Origin of the sequence: Eisenbergiella porci (genome assembly GCF_009696275.1) — a bacterium.
Taxonomy (GTDB): domain Bacteria; phylum Bacillota; class Clostridia; order Lachnospirales; family Lachnospiraceae; genus Eisenbergiella; species Eisenbergiella porci.
This window is the reverse complement of sequence record NZ_VUMI01000009.1, coordinates 118,708-134,410: the sequence shown is the minus strand read 5'-3', so window position 1 is coordinate 134,410 and position 15,703 is coordinate 118,708. Positions and strand designations below refer to the sequence as shown.

The 15,703-nt window shown below is 50.0% G+C and carries 17 protein-coding genes and 2 pseudogenes; 4 read left to right on the top strand and 15 right to left on the bottom strand.

The window, feature by feature from the left end:
* Positions 1-2 precede the first annotated feature (2 nt).
* The 3 genes and pseudogenes from FYJ45_RS07905 to FYJ45_RS07890 form a co-directional block, all read right to left on the bottom strand.
* Positions 3-413, bottom strand: a complete 411-nt coding sequence (locus FYJ45_RS07905; RefSeq protein ID WP_002334817.1) for a hypothetical protein — start codon at positions 411-413, stop codon at positions 3-5.
* A 248-nt stretch (positions 414-661) separates the two neighbouring features.
* Positions 662-781: pseudogene (locus tag FYJ45_RS07895) on the bottom strand (helix-turn-helix transcriptional regulator); the annotation flags it as partial.
* 156 nt (positions 782-937) lie between these two features.
* Positions 938-1,294 (bottom strand): hypothetical protein, encoded by a 357-nt coding sequence (locus FYJ45_RS07890; protein WP_154464164.1) that lies wholly within the window; start codon positions 1,292-1,294, stop codon positions 938-940.
* A 130-nt stretch (positions 1,295-1,424) separates the two neighbouring features.
* Between FYJ45_RS07890 and FYJ45_RS07885 the strand changes: the two are divergent.
* Positions 1,425-1,844, top strand: a pseudogene (locus tag FYJ45_RS07885) (NAD/NADP octopine/nopaline dehydrogenase family protein); the annotation flags it as partial.
* A 25-nt stretch (positions 1,845-1,869) separates the two neighbouring features.
* On the top strand, positions 1,870-2,403 hold the full coding sequence (locus FYJ45_RS07880) for a flavin reductase family protein (RefSeq protein ID WP_154464163.1): 534 nt from the start codon (positions 1,870-1,872) through the stop codon (positions 2,401-2,403).
* Between the two features lie 99 nt (positions 2,404-2,502).
* On the opposite strand, the gene FYJ45_RS07875 is transcribed toward FYJ45_RS07880, so the two are convergent.
* Together FYJ45_RS07875 and FYJ45_RS07870 are read right to left on the bottom strand one after the other, a co-directional pair.
* On the bottom strand, positions 2,503-2,703 hold the full coding sequence (locus tag FYJ45_RS07875; protein ID WP_154464162.1) for a hypothetical protein: 201 nt from the start codon (positions 2,701-2,703) through the stop codon (positions 2,503-2,505).
* A gap of 34 nt (positions 2,704-2,737) precedes the next feature.
* Positions 2,738-2,917, bottom strand: coding sequence for a hypothetical protein (locus FYJ45_RS07870; RefSeq protein ID WP_154464161.1), 180 nt, complete (start codon positions 2,915-2,917; stop codon positions 2,738-2,740).
* 55 nt (positions 2,918-2,972) lie between these two features.
* Between FYJ45_RS07870 and FYJ45_RS07865 the strand changes: the two genes are divergently transcribed.
* Positions 2,973-4,220 carry a GNAT family N-acetyltransferase gene (locus FYJ45_RS07865; RefSeq protein ID WP_021634430.1) on the top strand — a complete coding sequence of 416 codons (1,248 nt, stop codon included), beginning with the start codon at positions 2,973-2,975 and terminating at the stop codon, positions 4,218-4,220.
* 527 nt (positions 4,221-4,747) lie between these two features.
* On the opposite strand, the gene FYJ45_RS07860 is transcribed toward FYJ45_RS07865, so the two are convergent.
* Genes FYJ45_RS07860 through FYJ45_RS07830 form a run of 7 tightly spaced genes read right to left on the bottom strand, consistent with a single transcriptional unit; the run spans position 4,748 to position 11,839 of the window.
* Positions 4,748-5,122, bottom strand: a complete 375-nt coding sequence (locus tag FYJ45_RS07860) for a hypothetical protein (RefSeq protein WP_154464160.1) — start codon at positions 5,120-5,122, stop codon at positions 4,748-4,750.
* Positions 5,119-6,273 (bottom strand): amidohydrolase, encoded by a 1,155-nt coding sequence (locus tag FYJ45_RS07855; protein WP_154464159.1) that lies wholly within the window; start codon positions 6,271-6,273, stop codon positions 5,119-5,121. The genes FYJ45_RS07860 and FYJ45_RS07855 overlap by 4 nt, the downstream gene beginning before the upstream one ends.
* A gap of 25 nt (positions 6,274-6,298) precedes the next feature.
* Complete coding sequence (locus tag FYJ45_RS07850; protein ID WP_021634425.1) at positions 6,299-7,189, bottom strand: ABC transporter permease; 891 nt, start codon at positions 7,187-7,189, stop codon at positions 6,299-6,301.
* Between the two features lie 14 nt (positions 7,190-7,203).
* A complete protein-coding gene (locus tag FYJ45_RS07845; protein ID WP_021634424.1) occupies positions 7,204-8,151 on the bottom strand; it encodes an ABC transporter permease in 948 nt (315 codons plus the stop codon).
* Entirely contained in the window at positions 8,148-9,164 is a 1,017-nt protein-coding gene (locus FYJ45_RS07840; protein WP_154464157.1) for an ABC transporter ATP-binding protein, read from the bottom strand. Before FYJ45_RS07840 ends, FYJ45_RS07845 begins: the two co-directional genes overlap by 4 nt.
* Positions 9,094-10,140, bottom strand: a complete 1,047-nt coding sequence (locus FYJ45_RS07835; protein WP_235930704.1) for an ABC transporter ATP-binding protein — start codon at positions 10,138-10,140, stop codon at positions 9,094-9,096. Before FYJ45_RS07835 ends, FYJ45_RS07840 begins: the two co-directional genes overlap by 71 nt.
* 34 nt (positions 10,141-10,174) lie before the next feature.
* On the bottom strand, positions 10,175-11,839 hold the full coding sequence (locus FYJ45_RS07830) for an ABC transporter substrate-binding protein (RefSeq protein ID WP_154464156.1): 1,665 nt from the start codon (positions 11,837-11,839) through the stop codon (positions 10,175-10,177).
* Positions 11,840-12,252: 413 nt separating this feature from the next.
* Between FYJ45_RS07830 and FYJ45_RS07825 the strand changes: the two genes are divergently transcribed.
* The gene (locus FYJ45_RS07825; protein WP_021634419.1) at positions 12,253-12,870 is read left to right on the top strand and encodes a hypothetical protein; all 618 of its coding nucleotides are present in this window, start codon (positions 12,253-12,255) and stop codon (positions 12,868-12,870) included.
* Between the two features lie 133 nt (positions 12,871-13,003).
* Here FYJ45_RS07825 and FYJ45_RS07820 read toward each other — a convergent pair whose 3' ends face one another.
* The 3 genes from FYJ45_RS07820 to FYJ45_RS07810 all read right to left on the bottom strand — a co-directional run bounded on the left by FYJ45_RS07820 (position 13,004) and on the right by FYJ45_RS07810 (position 15,468).
* Complete coding sequence (locus FYJ45_RS07820) at positions 13,004-13,975, bottom strand: alpha/beta hydrolase (protein WP_154464155.1); 972 nt, start codon at positions 13,973-13,975, stop codon at positions 13,004-13,006.
* A gap of 275 nt (positions 13,976-14,250) precedes the next feature.
* Positions 14,251-14,511: a hypothetical protein gene (locus FYJ45_RS07815; protein WP_154464154.1), complete on the bottom strand. Its 261-nt coding sequence runs from the start codon at positions 14,509-14,511 to the stop codon at positions 14,251-14,253.
* A 711-nt stretch (positions 14,512-15,222) separates the two neighbouring features.
* Positions 15,223-15,468, bottom strand: a complete 246-nt coding sequence (locus FYJ45_RS07810; protein ID WP_154464153.1) for a hypothetical protein — start codon at positions 15,466-15,468, stop codon at positions 15,223-15,225.
* Between the last annotated feature and the right edge of the window lie 235 nt (positions 15,469-15,703).

Below are 15,703 nucleotides of genomic sequence, written 5' to 3'. Positions count from 1 at the left end.
AATTATGTGATTCGGCAAAAGAAAAAATATGGCATTGAAGATGATAACAAATAAAATTTTTTCAATCGAAAAAATTTATTTTGATTATTCAATTTTGAAAAACTGAATACCTCAAAATCAGAAAGAGAGCGGCCAAGCACTTTGAGGGATTGGCCGCCTTGTCCACCCATCCAGCGGGACAGCGGGCGGAGGTCAAGGCCGGGTGTAAACCCGTTCATTTCAGCCTTGACGGTTGCCCGTTGTCCTGCTACTTTTCCGGGAGTGTGGCCACAACTTCGGGACACTTTGTCCACAAGTTGGAGCGTAGGACGAGGAACTGGGGCTTTCATATACGCCCTGTCTGCTGATGAGTCCAGACCTGCGCTTGCGGCTCCACGCCACGCAAGCACAGCCCTGTTTTCCTGCCGCTTCAAATGCCCTTGCCCTCCCCGGCGGCAACGGCATTTTCACGGCAACGCCGGCAGAGCGTATAACACACTACACTTTGCTTCGCAAAGTCGTGTGCCAAATGGGGGCGTTGCCCCCTTTGGAAACCCCCACAAGAAAAGGCGGTACGCTACCCCTCCACGGGGCGCATACCGCCTTTTCTTGTTATCCAGCCCTCCGGCTGTATCGGTTGAGCAAAAGTCCGCGTGGGATTGATGTGGTATCTTTAACTTTGGGAAACTCCTTTTTCCCACTTATTCACCGCCGGCGGCGATACTCCCAGACGGGATGCCGCCTGCTCCTGGGTCAGTCCCTTTGCCAACCGCTTTTCCCTGATAATCTCATTTATTTTCATGGATGCCTCCTTCTTCCTGCTGCTTTGTCACCTCCAATTATAGCTGTCCTGCCGCACGGAAACAATTGAAGCGTTGTTTATTAAAACGACATAAAATTAACCGCCGGTTAATCTCCTGGTAAATGGTTGGTTATTCTGTCATTTAATCCGCCGCTCTCATTCTTCCCATTCCCCGGCCAGCTCTCCGGCATATTTTTGCAGGTAATCGGCAAAACTGCGTACCAGAGACGACCCGGGGCTGTTTTTCCTCCATATGAGCAGATCCAGATTGTATACTCTGGACATGGAGGCCGTGCGCTGAATCATGCCCGCATCCTCCAGAATATCCGCAGGGACGGGGGATGCCCACATATAGGAGCCCGGCAGTGTTTTCAGCAGATCGATCTGGCTTCCCCTGTCATACACATAAATTCTCCGGGGCGGCGTGTCCTGCAGGGTTGGATCGATACGGGCCATTGTCAGGGATGGATTCCTGTGATCTCCGTGCACCACCTCCGTAAAAGGGCGCAGCATATCCGGCGTAATATCCGCGCATCTGCCAGCGGATGATCCTTACGCATGACCAGCAGCAGTTTAAACTGCATCAGAAGGGTTTCGCACAGATTTTTATTGGCCAGCAGCTGTTTATAATAGCTTTCACTTCTATACGGAGGGCTTTACCCCCTGCGTGTCCCGTACCACGGAAGCAATCGACAAAGAACGTATCGCGCTGCTTGACAGCTTCGGCTATGCAAGCGACATCGTTGCCCACGGTGTGGGCGGCTCGGTTGTCACGGACGATATCGGAGAAGCGATTGCCAGCGACCCTAATTTTGCAAAAATAAAAGGGCCTGCCGATACAGGCAACCGCTATTATGCTGAGGATATCCCCTACGGCCTTGCCCCCTGGGCCAAGCTGGCGCATGCCATGGGGGGCGGCGTGCCGGTCATCGATTCCATGATCACAATCGGCTCCGCCCTGTTAGGCTATGACTGCTGGGAAAAAGGCCATTCTCTTCAGGATCTGGGAATCGAAGGCATGACAAAGGAACGTTTGAAGGAGTACCTGGAAACAGGCTGTTAATTTTTTTATCGGAAGGAGTTTAAAAATGGCATTTCATTCTATCAAGCCCGCGGGGCTGACGGAAAATATATTTGATTTAATCGGTAAGGACTGGTTCCTGATGTCCGCCGAAAAGGAAGGACGCGTCAATCCCATGACGGTCGCCTGGGCGACCATGGGAATTTTATGGCAGAAACCCGTGGTTATGTGCGCGGTGCGCCCGGAACGCTTTACCAGGGAATTCCTGGATGCGGCGGAGGGCTTTTCCCTCACCGTATTTGACAACAGCTACCGGAAAATGCTGGGTTATTGCGGAACCGTTTCCGGCAGGGATCAGGATAAGGTGGAAAAAGCAGGGCTGACCGTGGCTCATGCCGGAGACGTCCCTTATTTTGAAGAATGCCGCATGGCGCTTGTGTGCAGAAAGCTTTGCGTGACGCCGCTGAAGGAGGAGGATTTCCTCGGTGATGAAGCCTTCACCCAAAAATGGTACGGCGGTGAAAACCATGCTGACGGCACCGGCGGCGGCTATCATCTTCTGTATATCGCGAAAATTACGGATATTCTTGTAAAAGATTAACGGAAAGGCACAAGGAATGAAGAAGCCCTTCCTGTTCTGTCACTGTTTGTGTACAGAAGGAAGGGCTTCTTTTTTGCTGTGTATTATTTTTCAGCGTTTCTATACTTCACTCACGTATTTTTCAACGCGGAGCACCTGCGCAGTTCCGTCCTCCAGATTTCCTGTATAATAGACGAATATCTTATCATTCACCTGCAGTCCGGCAGCGTCCGTCTGAAAGGTAAAGGAATTTCCCTCCATATCAGATATATTCAGCATCCCGTCTCCCGCTTCATTGACAATACAACTGCTCTTCCCCATTTATTGCATCTCCGCCCTGGCTTCCGGCATTTCATTATATAGATGATGCCGGGGAGAAAAAAGTTTGGACGATAAACATTTTTTTCTCTTTGAGGCCCATTTCATCTGCTTTTGTAAAAACTTCAGGATGTTTTTTGGGAAAATCCCATGGACGGCTGGTTTTTATTGATGTAGAATAAATAGATAGATGCCCGCTTTCCGGTTCTTTGATCACAAAGCGGCTGTCCGTCAGATAATATAATGAACACCAAACAGCAAACGAGGCTTTTATGGAAAACAAAAAAGAGAACCACACATATCTGGAAATTAACGGAGATTACCGAATGCGGGAGCTGGACAAAAGTGATCTGGAACAGTTCAATGCCCTGCTCCAGTACGCATTCCAGGTCACATCCTATGAACTCCTGCAGACCGGCTGGGAGCAGGAGGAAATCAAATACGCCAAACGTCCCATTCTGGAAGAGGCCTATGTGCTCGGATGGTTTTACAAGGAAAAGCTGGCTTCCATGATCGTCGTTTATTCCATGAAGGTAAATATTCACGACAACATCATGGATATGGGCGGCATTACAGGTGTTGCCACCTACCCCGAATATACGGGAAAAGGGCTCATCCACTCCCTCATGAAACGGGTTGTTAACTACATGCATGAACAGGAATTCCCGATTTCATTCCTGTATCCCTATTCCATTCCCTTTTACAGGAAAATGGGCTGGGAAATCGTCTCCGATAAGCTCACCTTCACAGTAAAGGACACCCAGCTTCCCAAGGCCAGGCCGGTGACCGGCATGGTGGAGCGTGTCAGCCTGGATTCCGAGGACTATCATAACGTCCATTCTTATTTTGCCCTGCAGCATCACGGCGCACTGATCCGGGACAACCTGGCCTGGGATGAATACTGGCGCTGGGAAAATGACGATATGATCGCTGCCGTCTATTACAATAAAGATCATAAGCCGCTTGGCTATGTGGTTTACTATATCGCTAATGAAATCTTCCATATCAAAGAAATGGTTTATCTGAATATTGAGGCCAATTACGGGCTTTGGAACTATATCAGCGCTCATTTTTCCATGATCACACAGGTACAGGGCGACAATTATTCCGGAGAGCCCATGGCCTATTTATTTGAAGACAGTGAAATTACGGAGACCATCTCCCCCTATATCATGGCCAGAATTATTGATGTGCATGACTTCCTGTTGGAATATCCTTATCAGATTCAGCCTGAGGATTTCAAAATTCATTTCCGTGTTATCGATGAACTGGCGCCCTGGAATGCCGGTGACTTTATGGTTTCCTGGCATGATGGGGAAACTATCTGCGAGCAGGTAGAGGACAACCAGTCCATCAACGTGGTGGAACTGTCCATAAATACGCTGACCACCATGCTTATGGGCTATAAGCGGCCCACTTATCTATATGATCATGAGAAAATCCAGACCGAGTACTATATGCTCACATGGCTGGAGCGGCTGATTCCGGTAGAGAAGCCTTACTTTTCCGATTACTTTTAGAGGGATGTGGGCCCCGTGCCGTTCCGGGATGTCGGGCGGTGTATGGGATGAGGGCCGGGCGGCGGCCTGGGGGAGGGTGTCCCTATTCTGCGCAGTCAGACGCAAAAATGGGGTATTTCCAGCAGCTTCCCTTTTCCCTTCTGCTGTCAGCGTGGCTGAACTCCTCGCTGGCGACTATCGTCGCGGCTCGTCAGACAAGCCACTAGGGGCGACAGCAGAAGGGAAAAGGGAAGCCGCAGGAAATATCACCATTTTTGTGTGATTCCTTTGCAGAATAGGGACACCCTCCCCCAGGCCGCCGCCCGGCCCTCATCCCATACACCGCCCGACATCCCGGAACGGCACGGGGCGCGCAGGCTATGGAAGGACTTAAGGCGCAAAAGGTTGTTAGATAAGAGGTGTAGTTAAAGTTATATAGTGTGATACGAAAAAAGACAGGGCTTATTCGCTTTTGGGGCGGGAAGCTGCTGTCTTTTGGTTTGAACGGATAGATGATAAAGGATTTTGTTAGCGGCGGGAGAATTGGGTTAGAATCTTTTGGTGCTGACTTTTATTTTGAATTTTCCGGTGAATTCTTTGTATACGGCGGTTACGGTGTAGGTATCGTCATATTCTACGTCCATATATGTTTCCAGGGCTTTGGCGCGGTCTAATTCTTTTACGATCCCGCCTTTTGAATCGATGATGGTAACATCCACGGTGCCGGTTTTGACATTGGTTCTCAGGGATATTTTGAGTCTGTCCCCTTTATCGGCGGTAAAGGAGAAATCAGAGGTTGCGGTTTTCTCTTCTTGCACACTCACGTCGATGTTTCCATAAACTTTTCGTCTGGTACAGAAGAGAATGAGCAGTGCAGCTGCAATCACTGCTAAAATTATTGCGATCGTTATTTTCCGTTTCATTTATATTCCTTCTGTATATCGCGGGGCAGCCTTTGTTCTGCTGATGAAATCAGCAGGGACGACAGGTATTTTGCTGTGGGAAGCAGGGAGCGGCAGTCTATCTGAAAGCCGGGCTGGTGGATGAGCTGGCCCCGGCCGGTGCCTATTTTAATGTAGCAGCCAGGGATGTCCTGTGCATAGAAGGAAAAATCATCACCTCCCAGGGACTGTTCCTCTTCTGCCGTGGCAAAGCCCATGTCTCCGGCGATTTGGCAGGCCTGTTCTGCCATGCGTGAGTCGTTGCAGACGGCGGGAGGGCCGGGGAGCCATTGGATCTGTGTTTTGGCGCCGTATGCAAGGGCGGTGTTTTCGGCTATCTGCCGCAGTCTTTCCCTGTAAAGCTCCCTGTCGTTTTTATCCATGGTGCGTACCGTGCCTTCCAGCTCGGCGGTTTCGGGTATCACGTTCCAGGTATTTCCTGCCTGGATGCGGGTTACGCTCAAAAGAGAGGGATGAAAGGCGTTGACATTTCTGCTCACTATGGTCTGGAGGGCCTGTACCATGGCCGCGGCAGCGGGAATGGGATCAATGCCGTCGTCGGGGTGGGCGCCGTGGCAGCCTGTGCCTTTGATGGTAATCACAAAACGGTCCACTGCGGCGGCCACATAGCCTTCACGGATGCCGATGGTATTAACCGGATTGGTTGGGTCGCTGTGGATTCCCCAGATCCGCTCCACTCCCTTCATGAGATCAGTTTCCAGGATTTTCAACGCTCCCAGGGAGGATTCCTCCGCCGGCTGGAAGATAATGCGTACCTCGCCTTTCAGGAATTTTCTATTCTCATGGAGAAGGATCGCGGCTCCAAGGCCGGCCGTGATATGGAAATCATGGCCGCAGGCATGCATTTTGCCCGGATATTCCGAACGGTAGGAAAGCTCTGTTTCTTCCGTGATCGGCAGAGCGTCAATATCGCAGCGAAGCGCCTGGATTGGGCCTTCCTGTTCTCCCCGGACAACGGCGGCAAGGCCGGTTTCCAGATTGGCAGACAAAATTTCAATGCCGGCTTCCTCCAGAAATTCCCGGATCCTGGCCGTAGTCTCATATTCCTCGTAGGAAAGCTCCGGATGTTGGTGAAACCAGCAGAAGGCTTCCATTAATTTTTCTTCCAGCATATCTGTACCTCCCTTGGTGTGGTATTCAGTTCCTGCTGTTGGGATCCAGCGCGTCACGCAGGGCATCGCCTATGAAGTTAATGGCAATGACCAGGACTACAATGAGCAGTCCGGGGGGAATCCAGAGCCAGGGCTGTTTGGTGAGCACGGTCAGCGACTGTGCACCGTTAAGCATGTTTCCAAGGCTCGCCGTAGGGGGCTGTACGCCCAGGCCCAGGAAGCTTAAGGCCGCCTCGTCCAGCATGGAAAGCGCCAGGACAGAGGTGGCGTAAACCAGGATAGGCGCCGCCGTATTGGGCAGAATCTCCGAAAACAGAATGTGCCTCAGGGGCATTCCTGCCACAATGTTTCCTTTGATAAAATTGGTTTCCCGGAGGCTGAGCACATTCCCTCTTACCAGCCGGGCTATGCCGGGCCAGTCCACAAAGCCCAGGATCAGGATGATATTCCACAGGCCGGGCTTGAAAATGGATGCCGCCACCAGCACCAGAAGGATGTAGGGAAAGGACATCACCATATCCGTAAAACGCATGATGATCATGTCCGCCACGCCTCCGAAATATCCGGCAATCAGCCCCAGCACCACGCCGATTACCGTGGAAATCAGTGTTGCCATAACTCCCACCAGAAGGGAAATCCGCATGGCATAGAGAAGCCTGCTGAGGACATCCCTTCCAATCTGATCGGTTCCCAGCCAGAACTGTGCGTTGGGCGCGCCGCTGAAGCTGCCTACGATGGCATCCGGATCATAGGGCGCAATGACGGGCGCAAGAAGCGCCGCGCTTCCCAGGATCACCAGTATCACAAGGCTGACCGCGGCCAGATGGTGCTTCCTGAATCGGCGCATTACGGTCTGAAGATAGCTTTCTCTTGAAATATCCGTTATTTTATGTTCTTTTTGTATTTTCGTCCTCATATCCGTTTTGCTCCCTATTGCAGCTGTATGGTAGGATCAACCAACGCATATAAAATGTCCGTCAGCAGGTTTGCCGCCAGCACCACAATTGCGGACAGCAGGCAGACAGCCATGATCACGGGATAGTCCCGGTTGGAAATCGCGCTCATGGTCATAAGGCCCAGGCCAGGCCAGGAAAATACCTGTTCAATAATTACCTGTCCGCCGAACAGCATGGGGATTTCCATGCCGATTACGGTAACGATAGGAACCAGGGCATTGCGCAGGGCGTGCTTATTGATTACCATAAAACGGCCGATCCCCTTGGCCCTGGCAGTTCGCAGATAATCCTGCTGCAGGATTTCCAGGACCGCGCTTCGGATATAACGGATATTCGTTCCTGCCATGGAGGTGGCAAGCACCAGCACCGGCATGACCATATGCCTGGCCACATCGGCGAAGCCGCCGTCCGTTCCCAGAGTGGTCATACCGCTGGACGGCAGCCACCCCAGCTTTACCGTAAAAAGGAAAATCAGCAGGAGCGACAGGAAAAAGCCGGGCACACTGCTTCCCAGAAAGGAAAGGGTTACCACCGTATAGTCTCCTTTGGAATACTGATGTATGGCGCTGTAAATACCTGCCGGAACCGCCATAATCAGACTCACAACCAGGGAAACACCCATGAGCAGCAGCGTGGGGCCAAGGTGTGTTCCGATCATGGAGCTGACAGACTGAAAGGTTTTCAGGGAATACCCCATATTTCCACGCAGCAGTTCTCCCAGCCACACAAAATACTGTACATATATGGGCTTATCCAGCCCCAGTGCGATCCGCTTTGCTTCCACGGCAGCCTCCGAGATACGGGGACCCTGCAGGATTTCCAGCGGGCTGCCCGCCAGGCACATAATCGCATAATCTATAATGGTTATCCCGAGCAGGACGGGAATGGCAATCAGAATACGCTTGATAATATATTTACTCACGACCGCGCTTCCTCCTTCTTTACAACGACGGGACAAGCCGCCATGTGTCCGCTTCCCGGACTGGTCTCCAGCATCTCTGGCTCCTCATGTCTGCAGCTTTCCCGGGCATAGGGGCATCTGGGATGGAAGCGGCAGCCTGCGGGCGGATTCGTGCTGGATCCGATTTCTCCCTGCAAAAGCTCCTGTTCCTTAACCGCTTTATCGGGATCCGGAACCGGAACCGCATTGATCAGTGCCTTTGTATAAGGATGCACAGGAGAATGGAACACCTCCTCCGCCTTTCCCAGCTCTACAATTTTGCCCAGATACATGACTGCGATCCGGTCGCTCACATAGTTTACAGCGCCCAGGCCGTGTCCCACAAACAGGCTGGTCAGATGAAGATCTTTTTGCAGCTGACGCAGCAGATTGAGGATCTGCGCCTGTATGGAAACATCCAGCGCGCTGACAGGCTCATCACACACAAGGAATCTGGGCTTTAAGGACAGCGCCTTTGCAATCCCGATTCTCTGCCGTTGTCCGCCGGAAAATTCGTGCGGGTATCTTCCCAGCACGTTCCTGGACAGCCCCACCATATCCAGAATCTGATCCACATCCTTAGACACGGTTTCCGGGGTGGAAATGTGATGGTAAAGCATTGGCTGGGAAAGGATTTCATAAATATGCTTCCTTGGGTTCAGGGAAGAATAGGAATCCTGAAAAACCATCTGCAGCTGGGTGCGGATCTTTTTCATCTCCCCTGCGCTGCACGCGGCCAAATCCCTGCCTTCATAATATATTTTCCCCTCCGTAGGACGCTCCATCCTTACAAGCTGCCTGCCGATAGTGGATTTGCCGCAGCCGGATTCTCCCACCAGCCCCAGCGTTTCACCCTCCATAACGGAAAAAGTCACACCGTCCACGGCTTTAACAAAGCCAGTGGTATGTGTGATGATGCCGCCCTTAATCGGGTAATACTTTTTCATGTTTTCCACTTCTATCAGGGGAATCTGTTTCACTCTGTCCTGAGCCATCTTTATTTTCCCTTTCCTTCATGACTACACATTTTGCCCGGTGTTTTTCACCAAAAGGGTAATCCTTCTGGGGTTTGTCACATTCCGGCCTGCGGTATTCGCAGCGGTCCGCAAAACGGCAGCCTGTAATATCATCGTAATTCTCCGGCACAATTCCAGGGATGGAAAATAACTGTCTGTCCTCTCCATCGTGAATGCTGGGCACCGTGGCCAGCAACGCTTTGGTATATGGGTGCTTCGGCGCATGAAACAGCTCCCTTACCGGCGCTTCTTCAATAATCTGTCCGGCATACATCACCAACACCCGGTCCGCCATGCTGGCCACCAGGCCGATGTCATGGGTGATCAGGATGATAGACATTCCGATTTCCCTGCGCAGTTCCTTTAACAGCCCCATAATCTGCGCCTGTATCGTAACATCCAGGGCGGTTGTAGGCTCATCCGCAATGAGCAGCGCCGGGTTGCAGCAAAGGGCCATGGCGATCATGGCGCGCTGGCGCATCCCGCCTGACAGGGTATGGGGATATTTCTTCATAACAGCGTGCGCATCCGGCATTCCCACCCTGGCAAGAATGGACTCCGCCCGTGCGGCGGCTTCTTCTTTGGATAAATGCAGATGCCTGCGGATGCTTTCCGTAATCTGGCTTCCCACTGTAAACACCGGATTTAAGGAGGTGAGCGGATCCTGGAAGATCATGGTCATGCGATTTCCCCGGATGTCATCCAGCTCCTTTTCCGTCATCTCCAGAAGATTCTTACCATCAAACAGGACAGAGCCGTCAATGACAGCTCCGCCCCTTCCTAATAAACCCATAATAGACAGTGAGGTAACACTTTTTCCGCAGCCTGACTCTCCTACAATACAGACCACTTCGCCCTCGTCCACATAAAAATCAACATGATCCACGCTGACCGTTCTTCCGTAATCCCCTGTAAAAGCAGTGGTCAGCCCGTTTACCTCAAGTAAATGCGACATATCGTTTCCTCACTTGCATTCCGCCTTACAGGCATTATTCTGCCACATCCCAGTTCTGCACGTCGTTGAAGAATCCGTACACGCTGGGTACCGCTCCTGTAAGCCGTTTATTTACCGCCCCCTGAGCGCTGATAATATAAGCGGAAATCATGGGGACATCCTCCTGTACTTTTTTATCCACTGTGGAATAAAGCTGTTTTGTTTCTTCCATATCGCTGGTCAGCTGTGTGGCCCTGAGAGCTTCGTCCACCTGGGCGTCGCCGTAACCGGTCCAGCTGCCTTCTCCGCCCAGCAGCCACGCCACATCCGGATAAGGATCCACAGGCGCATAGGTGTACTGTACGGCCAGAATATCATAATCTCTCGTTCCTGCCACAGACATCAGCGTAGCGAAATCAACGGTCTGAACCTCCGCCTTGATGCCTACGGCCGCCCACTGGGCTACCATAACGGTTGCCGCGTTCACAAAGGTGCTGTCCCCGGAATTTACATAGAAACGCAGTGTCTGTGAGCCATCCCACCCGGCATCCGCAAGAAGGGCTTTCGCCTTATCCGGATCATAGGGGACCGGCGTAATGCTGTCATCAAAAAACGGGCTGGCGCTGGATAAAAATCCGTCCACCACTTCTCCGTGGCCGTTCAGCAGTTCGTTCAGTATCTGTTCTCTGTTGATAGCATAAAGCATTGCCTGGCGCACTCTCACATCAGGAATGTTTCCGGTCTGGATAAACATGGACTGATTGGTTACGGGAGAGCCGTAAACTACTTCCACGTTGTCAAGCGCTTCCACGCTGGCGTAATCCTCGGGAGGAATCACGCTCATGGTATGCTGGGTAATATCGATTTCACCGGACTGCAGGCCCGCATACAGCTGGCTTCCGTCCACGATTTTAATGTTCAGCTTGTCAAGCTTGGGCGCGCCTCTCCAGTAATCGGGATTGGCCTTATATGATATATAATGATCTACATCATAATCCGTCACATAGAACGGTCCGCTGATTACATCCGGCTTGTTGAACCAGTCCGCTGTAGCCAGCTCTTCCTCGCTGTACTTCTCAATGACATGCTTGGGAAGCGTCAGCAGGTATCTGGCGTAGGAATTCTGGAAGGTGGTCAGTGACATTGCTTCTTTCGTGGTAAACTGCACAGTCTTCTCATCAATTACATTGATGCCCGCCACGCTGTCGGCGCCCGCTTCCACAAAACCATCGTCACCCACGCCTTCGAAAACATAATACATCATTGCGGTATTGTTAATTACCGGGCTTGCCAGCCTGAGGGCTGTATAAGCCACATCCTCCGCCGTGATCGGCGTGCCGTCGGACCACTTTGCCGCATCGTCGATATGAACCACAAAGTTCTTATTATCCTCGGTAGTGATGGAATCCGCTACCATTCCCTGGAAATTCAGATCCGCATCCAGCTCCATCAGCGGAAGAAACATCAGCGCGGTGGCGTACTTGTTGATCTCACCGCCGTTTAGCTGCAGCGGGTTCAGGCTGCCCAGCGTATCCGTTACGCCTACATTCACAATCTTCTCACCTGAACTGCCGGTCTGCGCTCCCGCTGTTTCCCCCGCCGCTTTGCTTTCGGCAGGCGCGGCGCCGCTGTTATCCCCCGATGCGCCGCAGGCTGCCAGGGAAAAAGCCATGATGGCAACAAACAGCAGGCTCATTGTTCTGTTCATGATTTTTCTCATAATTCTCCTCCTTCACTCTCCATGCTTACCAGCATAAAATAATATATACCATACTTTTCCTACTTGACAAATATGAATTAAATTGGTTTATTATATCGTTACGGTAACGGATTGTCAATATTTTTGGGACAAAAAAAGTGAAATTTGTATTCTTTTCAGTTACAGTTCTGTAAAAGCAGGAAAACCGGTGCCAGACGGCCGGATTTCCTTTTAATAACCAGAAAGAATTTCTGCAAAAAGGAAGCTGCGTACAACTGCACTGTTTGCGGAGCTGCTTTGCAACACTTTTTGTAGCTTTCTATCCCGCTTTTCTTGACAAAACCTGTCTATAGGGTTATATTACAATCAATTTGCATTTTCATTTCCTTAACCTTGTTTATTTTACTACACTCTGTTATAAAGGTACAATAAAAATGAAAAATTTTTTAATTTATCAGTCCTCCGAATACGACTGCGGTCCTGTTTCCTTAATTAATGGCATCCGTTACTTATTTGACCGGGAAGAAATCTTTCCTGATGTCATTAAGTTTATTATGCTCTATTGTATGGATACTTATAATGAAGCGGGCGAACTTTGCAAGCACGGGACCTCTGCCGCAGCCATGAATTTCGTGGCAAGCTGGCTGAACCATTTCAGTCAGGTCAAGCCGTTTCCCATCCGCTGCGAGTTCCTGTCCGGCGAAGAGGTGACCATTTCGGAAGGGAATAAAATATATGCTGCCCTGGAAAAAGGCGGCGTTGTGCTGCTGCATGTTTTTCTGGAAGTGGGCCATTACGTGCTTCTCACCGGAATTGAAGGGGATACCGCCTTTCTTTTTGATCCTTATTATGAGGAAGAGGGCACGCCGGAATTCGATGCGGAATATTACACGGAGGGGATTACCTTCATAAATGACCAGCCCAAGAAGGCAAACCGCGCAGTCAGCCTGGAACGTCTGAACCGTTTTACCAGGGGGTACTATGAAATGGGCGAATTTGCCTGCCGGGAGGCGCTGATTATGTTTAATAAGAACCGCTCCCCTCAGACCTGATTTTTTCTTAAAACCGGAAAAGAATCTGTATCACGGAACGCTTACGGCTTATGGCTTATGGAAAAGCTTCCGGGAAACAGATTCTTTTTTTGTTCTGATTATTTTTTGTCCTGATGGCCTGACCTGTTTTTAATCAGCCAAGCACTGTCTTCAGCCACTGATGGGCAAGCACCGGCCAGATTACAGCCTCTTCGTTCGCTTCCTTCTGATCCGCCGCCGCTTTTTCCGCCTCGCTCATGTCAAACTGTGAGAGGAAGCTGTCTTTCGTTTCTTTGGGAACCTCCAGATTTCCATTCCTTACATTTTCTGCTATCGCAAGGGTCTGCTCCATGGTATAAGGTTCCCCGTAATCTCCTGCCGCCCATTTTTCATTGGCAAGGGAAAGCCCGTGTTTTCCGCAGGAAAATACGTGATGGGCGAAGGTTATGCCCTTTTCTTTAAGAGCCTGTGCGAACAGATAGCTGTTTTCCACAGGAACCGCCTCGTCCGTCGCAGTCTGCCACAGAAAACAGGGCGGCGTATTTTCGGTCACCTGTGTTTCCAAAGACATGTATTTAAGTTCCGCCTCTGTGGCATCCGCTCCCAGCAGCGCCTGGATGGATCCCTGGTGCGCCTTATCCCCTGAAGTGATCACCGGATAGGAAAGAATGGCGGCGTCCGGCCGGTTGGATATTCCTTCATAAACCTCATCGCTGATATCTGCAAAGTGAACGCATACACTGGCACAAAGATGCCCGCCTGCGGAAAAACCGCAGATGACCAGCCTGTCCGGATCTATACGGAACTCTCCCGCCCGGCTTCTGATAAAACGAATTGCTCTTGACAGATCCCGCATAGGCTGGTCTTTCAGCGGCTCCAGCATCAGCGGATTTGTCGTATAGGTTAAAACAAAGGCATTATAGCCTTTCTCATAAAACTCCATCGCCACAATTTCTCCCTCTGTGGGAGAAACCACGCAGTAAGCGCCTCCCGGCACTACCAGCATACAGGGTCTTGCCAGTTCCCCTTCTTCATGGATATAGCTCACCAGCTTCGGCACGAATCCAAAAGCCAGAGGATACTGATATTCCCCTTTTTGCCATATCGCAAGTGTTTCCTTTTTCATTCCTTCCTATCCCCTTTCAAGCTTTACTGAATATGCGGATATTGCATACTATTCTATGATAAAGCTTTTACCCTGAAATTTCCATAATAATTTGAGGGAAGAAGGATTTTTCGTACAGAAGGTGACATATGGGGTATCATCTATTCGGTTAAAATCAAAAAAGAGTGTTCGCCGCGATAACTCAACAGGCTTTACACTCTTTTATGATAATGATATTTCTTATACGGTTACGCGTTTCGATTTTTTTATTTTATCCATTTCTTTTTCCAGCCTGTTTACCCTTGTTTTAAGGTATCGACTGCTATTTCGTACATCAGTGTTTTATCGGATGCACGAATAGACTCATTCATTTTGTCAATGAGGTTTATATGGTTTTCGGCCACTATGTCTTCTTTCAGCTCTTTTACATCCTCCTTCAGGACGCTTACGTCTTCCTTCAGTACTTTTACACCTTCCTTTAGCTCCTGAACATCATCCTTTACATATCTAATCTCTTTAATAATTACAGTTAACATTGATCTTAATTCTTCGTCCATAAGTCTTCCCTCCTGTCTCGGAATAATGATATCATATTAAGAGTATAAAGTCTATTCAATTATCAAGGAACAGTTAATATTTTTTTGTTAAAAAGATGGATTGTATTAAAGATTAGTGACGGTGTCAGTATCCGGCGGGATTGAGTTTGGGAAATACGGAAGCAACTGTTAAACATCAGTCAGTTACTTATGAAATTTAAGATGCCGCATGGGCTGAAAATTTGTGCAGCCGAAAACGCTGCTTCGTTTATTGTTGCCAGTTTAGCATATGGCTGCGGATACGGCAATATCCATTCCGAATTTTATAAAAATTTAAGATTACTTTTGGCACTCCTGAATCACTTTCTTACGGTCAGCGCGAAGCGCTGGTCTGCACAGCCAAAGCGCAGACCAGCCTGAATTGTAACTTACTTTTAGGGCGACGGGCGTCCCGATAAAAAAAGGAAGGAAAAATAAGACAGCCATTTTTTTACTCCACAAGCAGCTGAGGGAAGGTGCAGCCCAGGGTGTACAGGTTCAGATACTTTAATAAATATCTCCTTTCTGTTATCCGCTGGATTCACTATAGCAGGGGCTGCGGTTGCATGCCATAAAACGGACTGTACATCTGCGCAGCCGCTGGTTGCGAATGCCTGAAAACAAGGAAAAAACAGGGGGCCGCATAATTGCCTGCGGCTATTGATTAAAAAGGCCTCCGGACAGAATTCCCATTCAGATTTCTGTCCGAAAGCCTTTTTCACCCATACCTCTGACCGCAGCTCTGAGTCTGCCTTCAAAGGGCAGGGCCGATGTGTCAAAATAATTTTCTTCTGATTCCTGATCCGCGCTTCTGAGGCCCCAGATAATCTCCCGCCAATAGGAAAGCGGGCGCCTGTCCCCAAGCAGGTTCATATCACCGCAGTATACCGCTTTCCAGGGATAGGGCGCATAATTGTAACCCGCGGCCGCGATATCCACCTGGGCAAAGTTTTCCTCCGTGGCTTATCCTGCCGTTTTACACAGCCTTTCCTTTCCGGTATTTTCCCTGTTTCTTCTTTTTGTGTGTTCGTGTATACTGAACATAGCAGAAAAACATGGCTATCCGTTCCGCAGATACCGTTTTTCTCTCGTACAGTATCAGTATAAAAATTTTACAGCGCGGCGGCAATGTCCGGAACCGAATCTCCGGCGCCAAACTGTAACCAAAACCAAC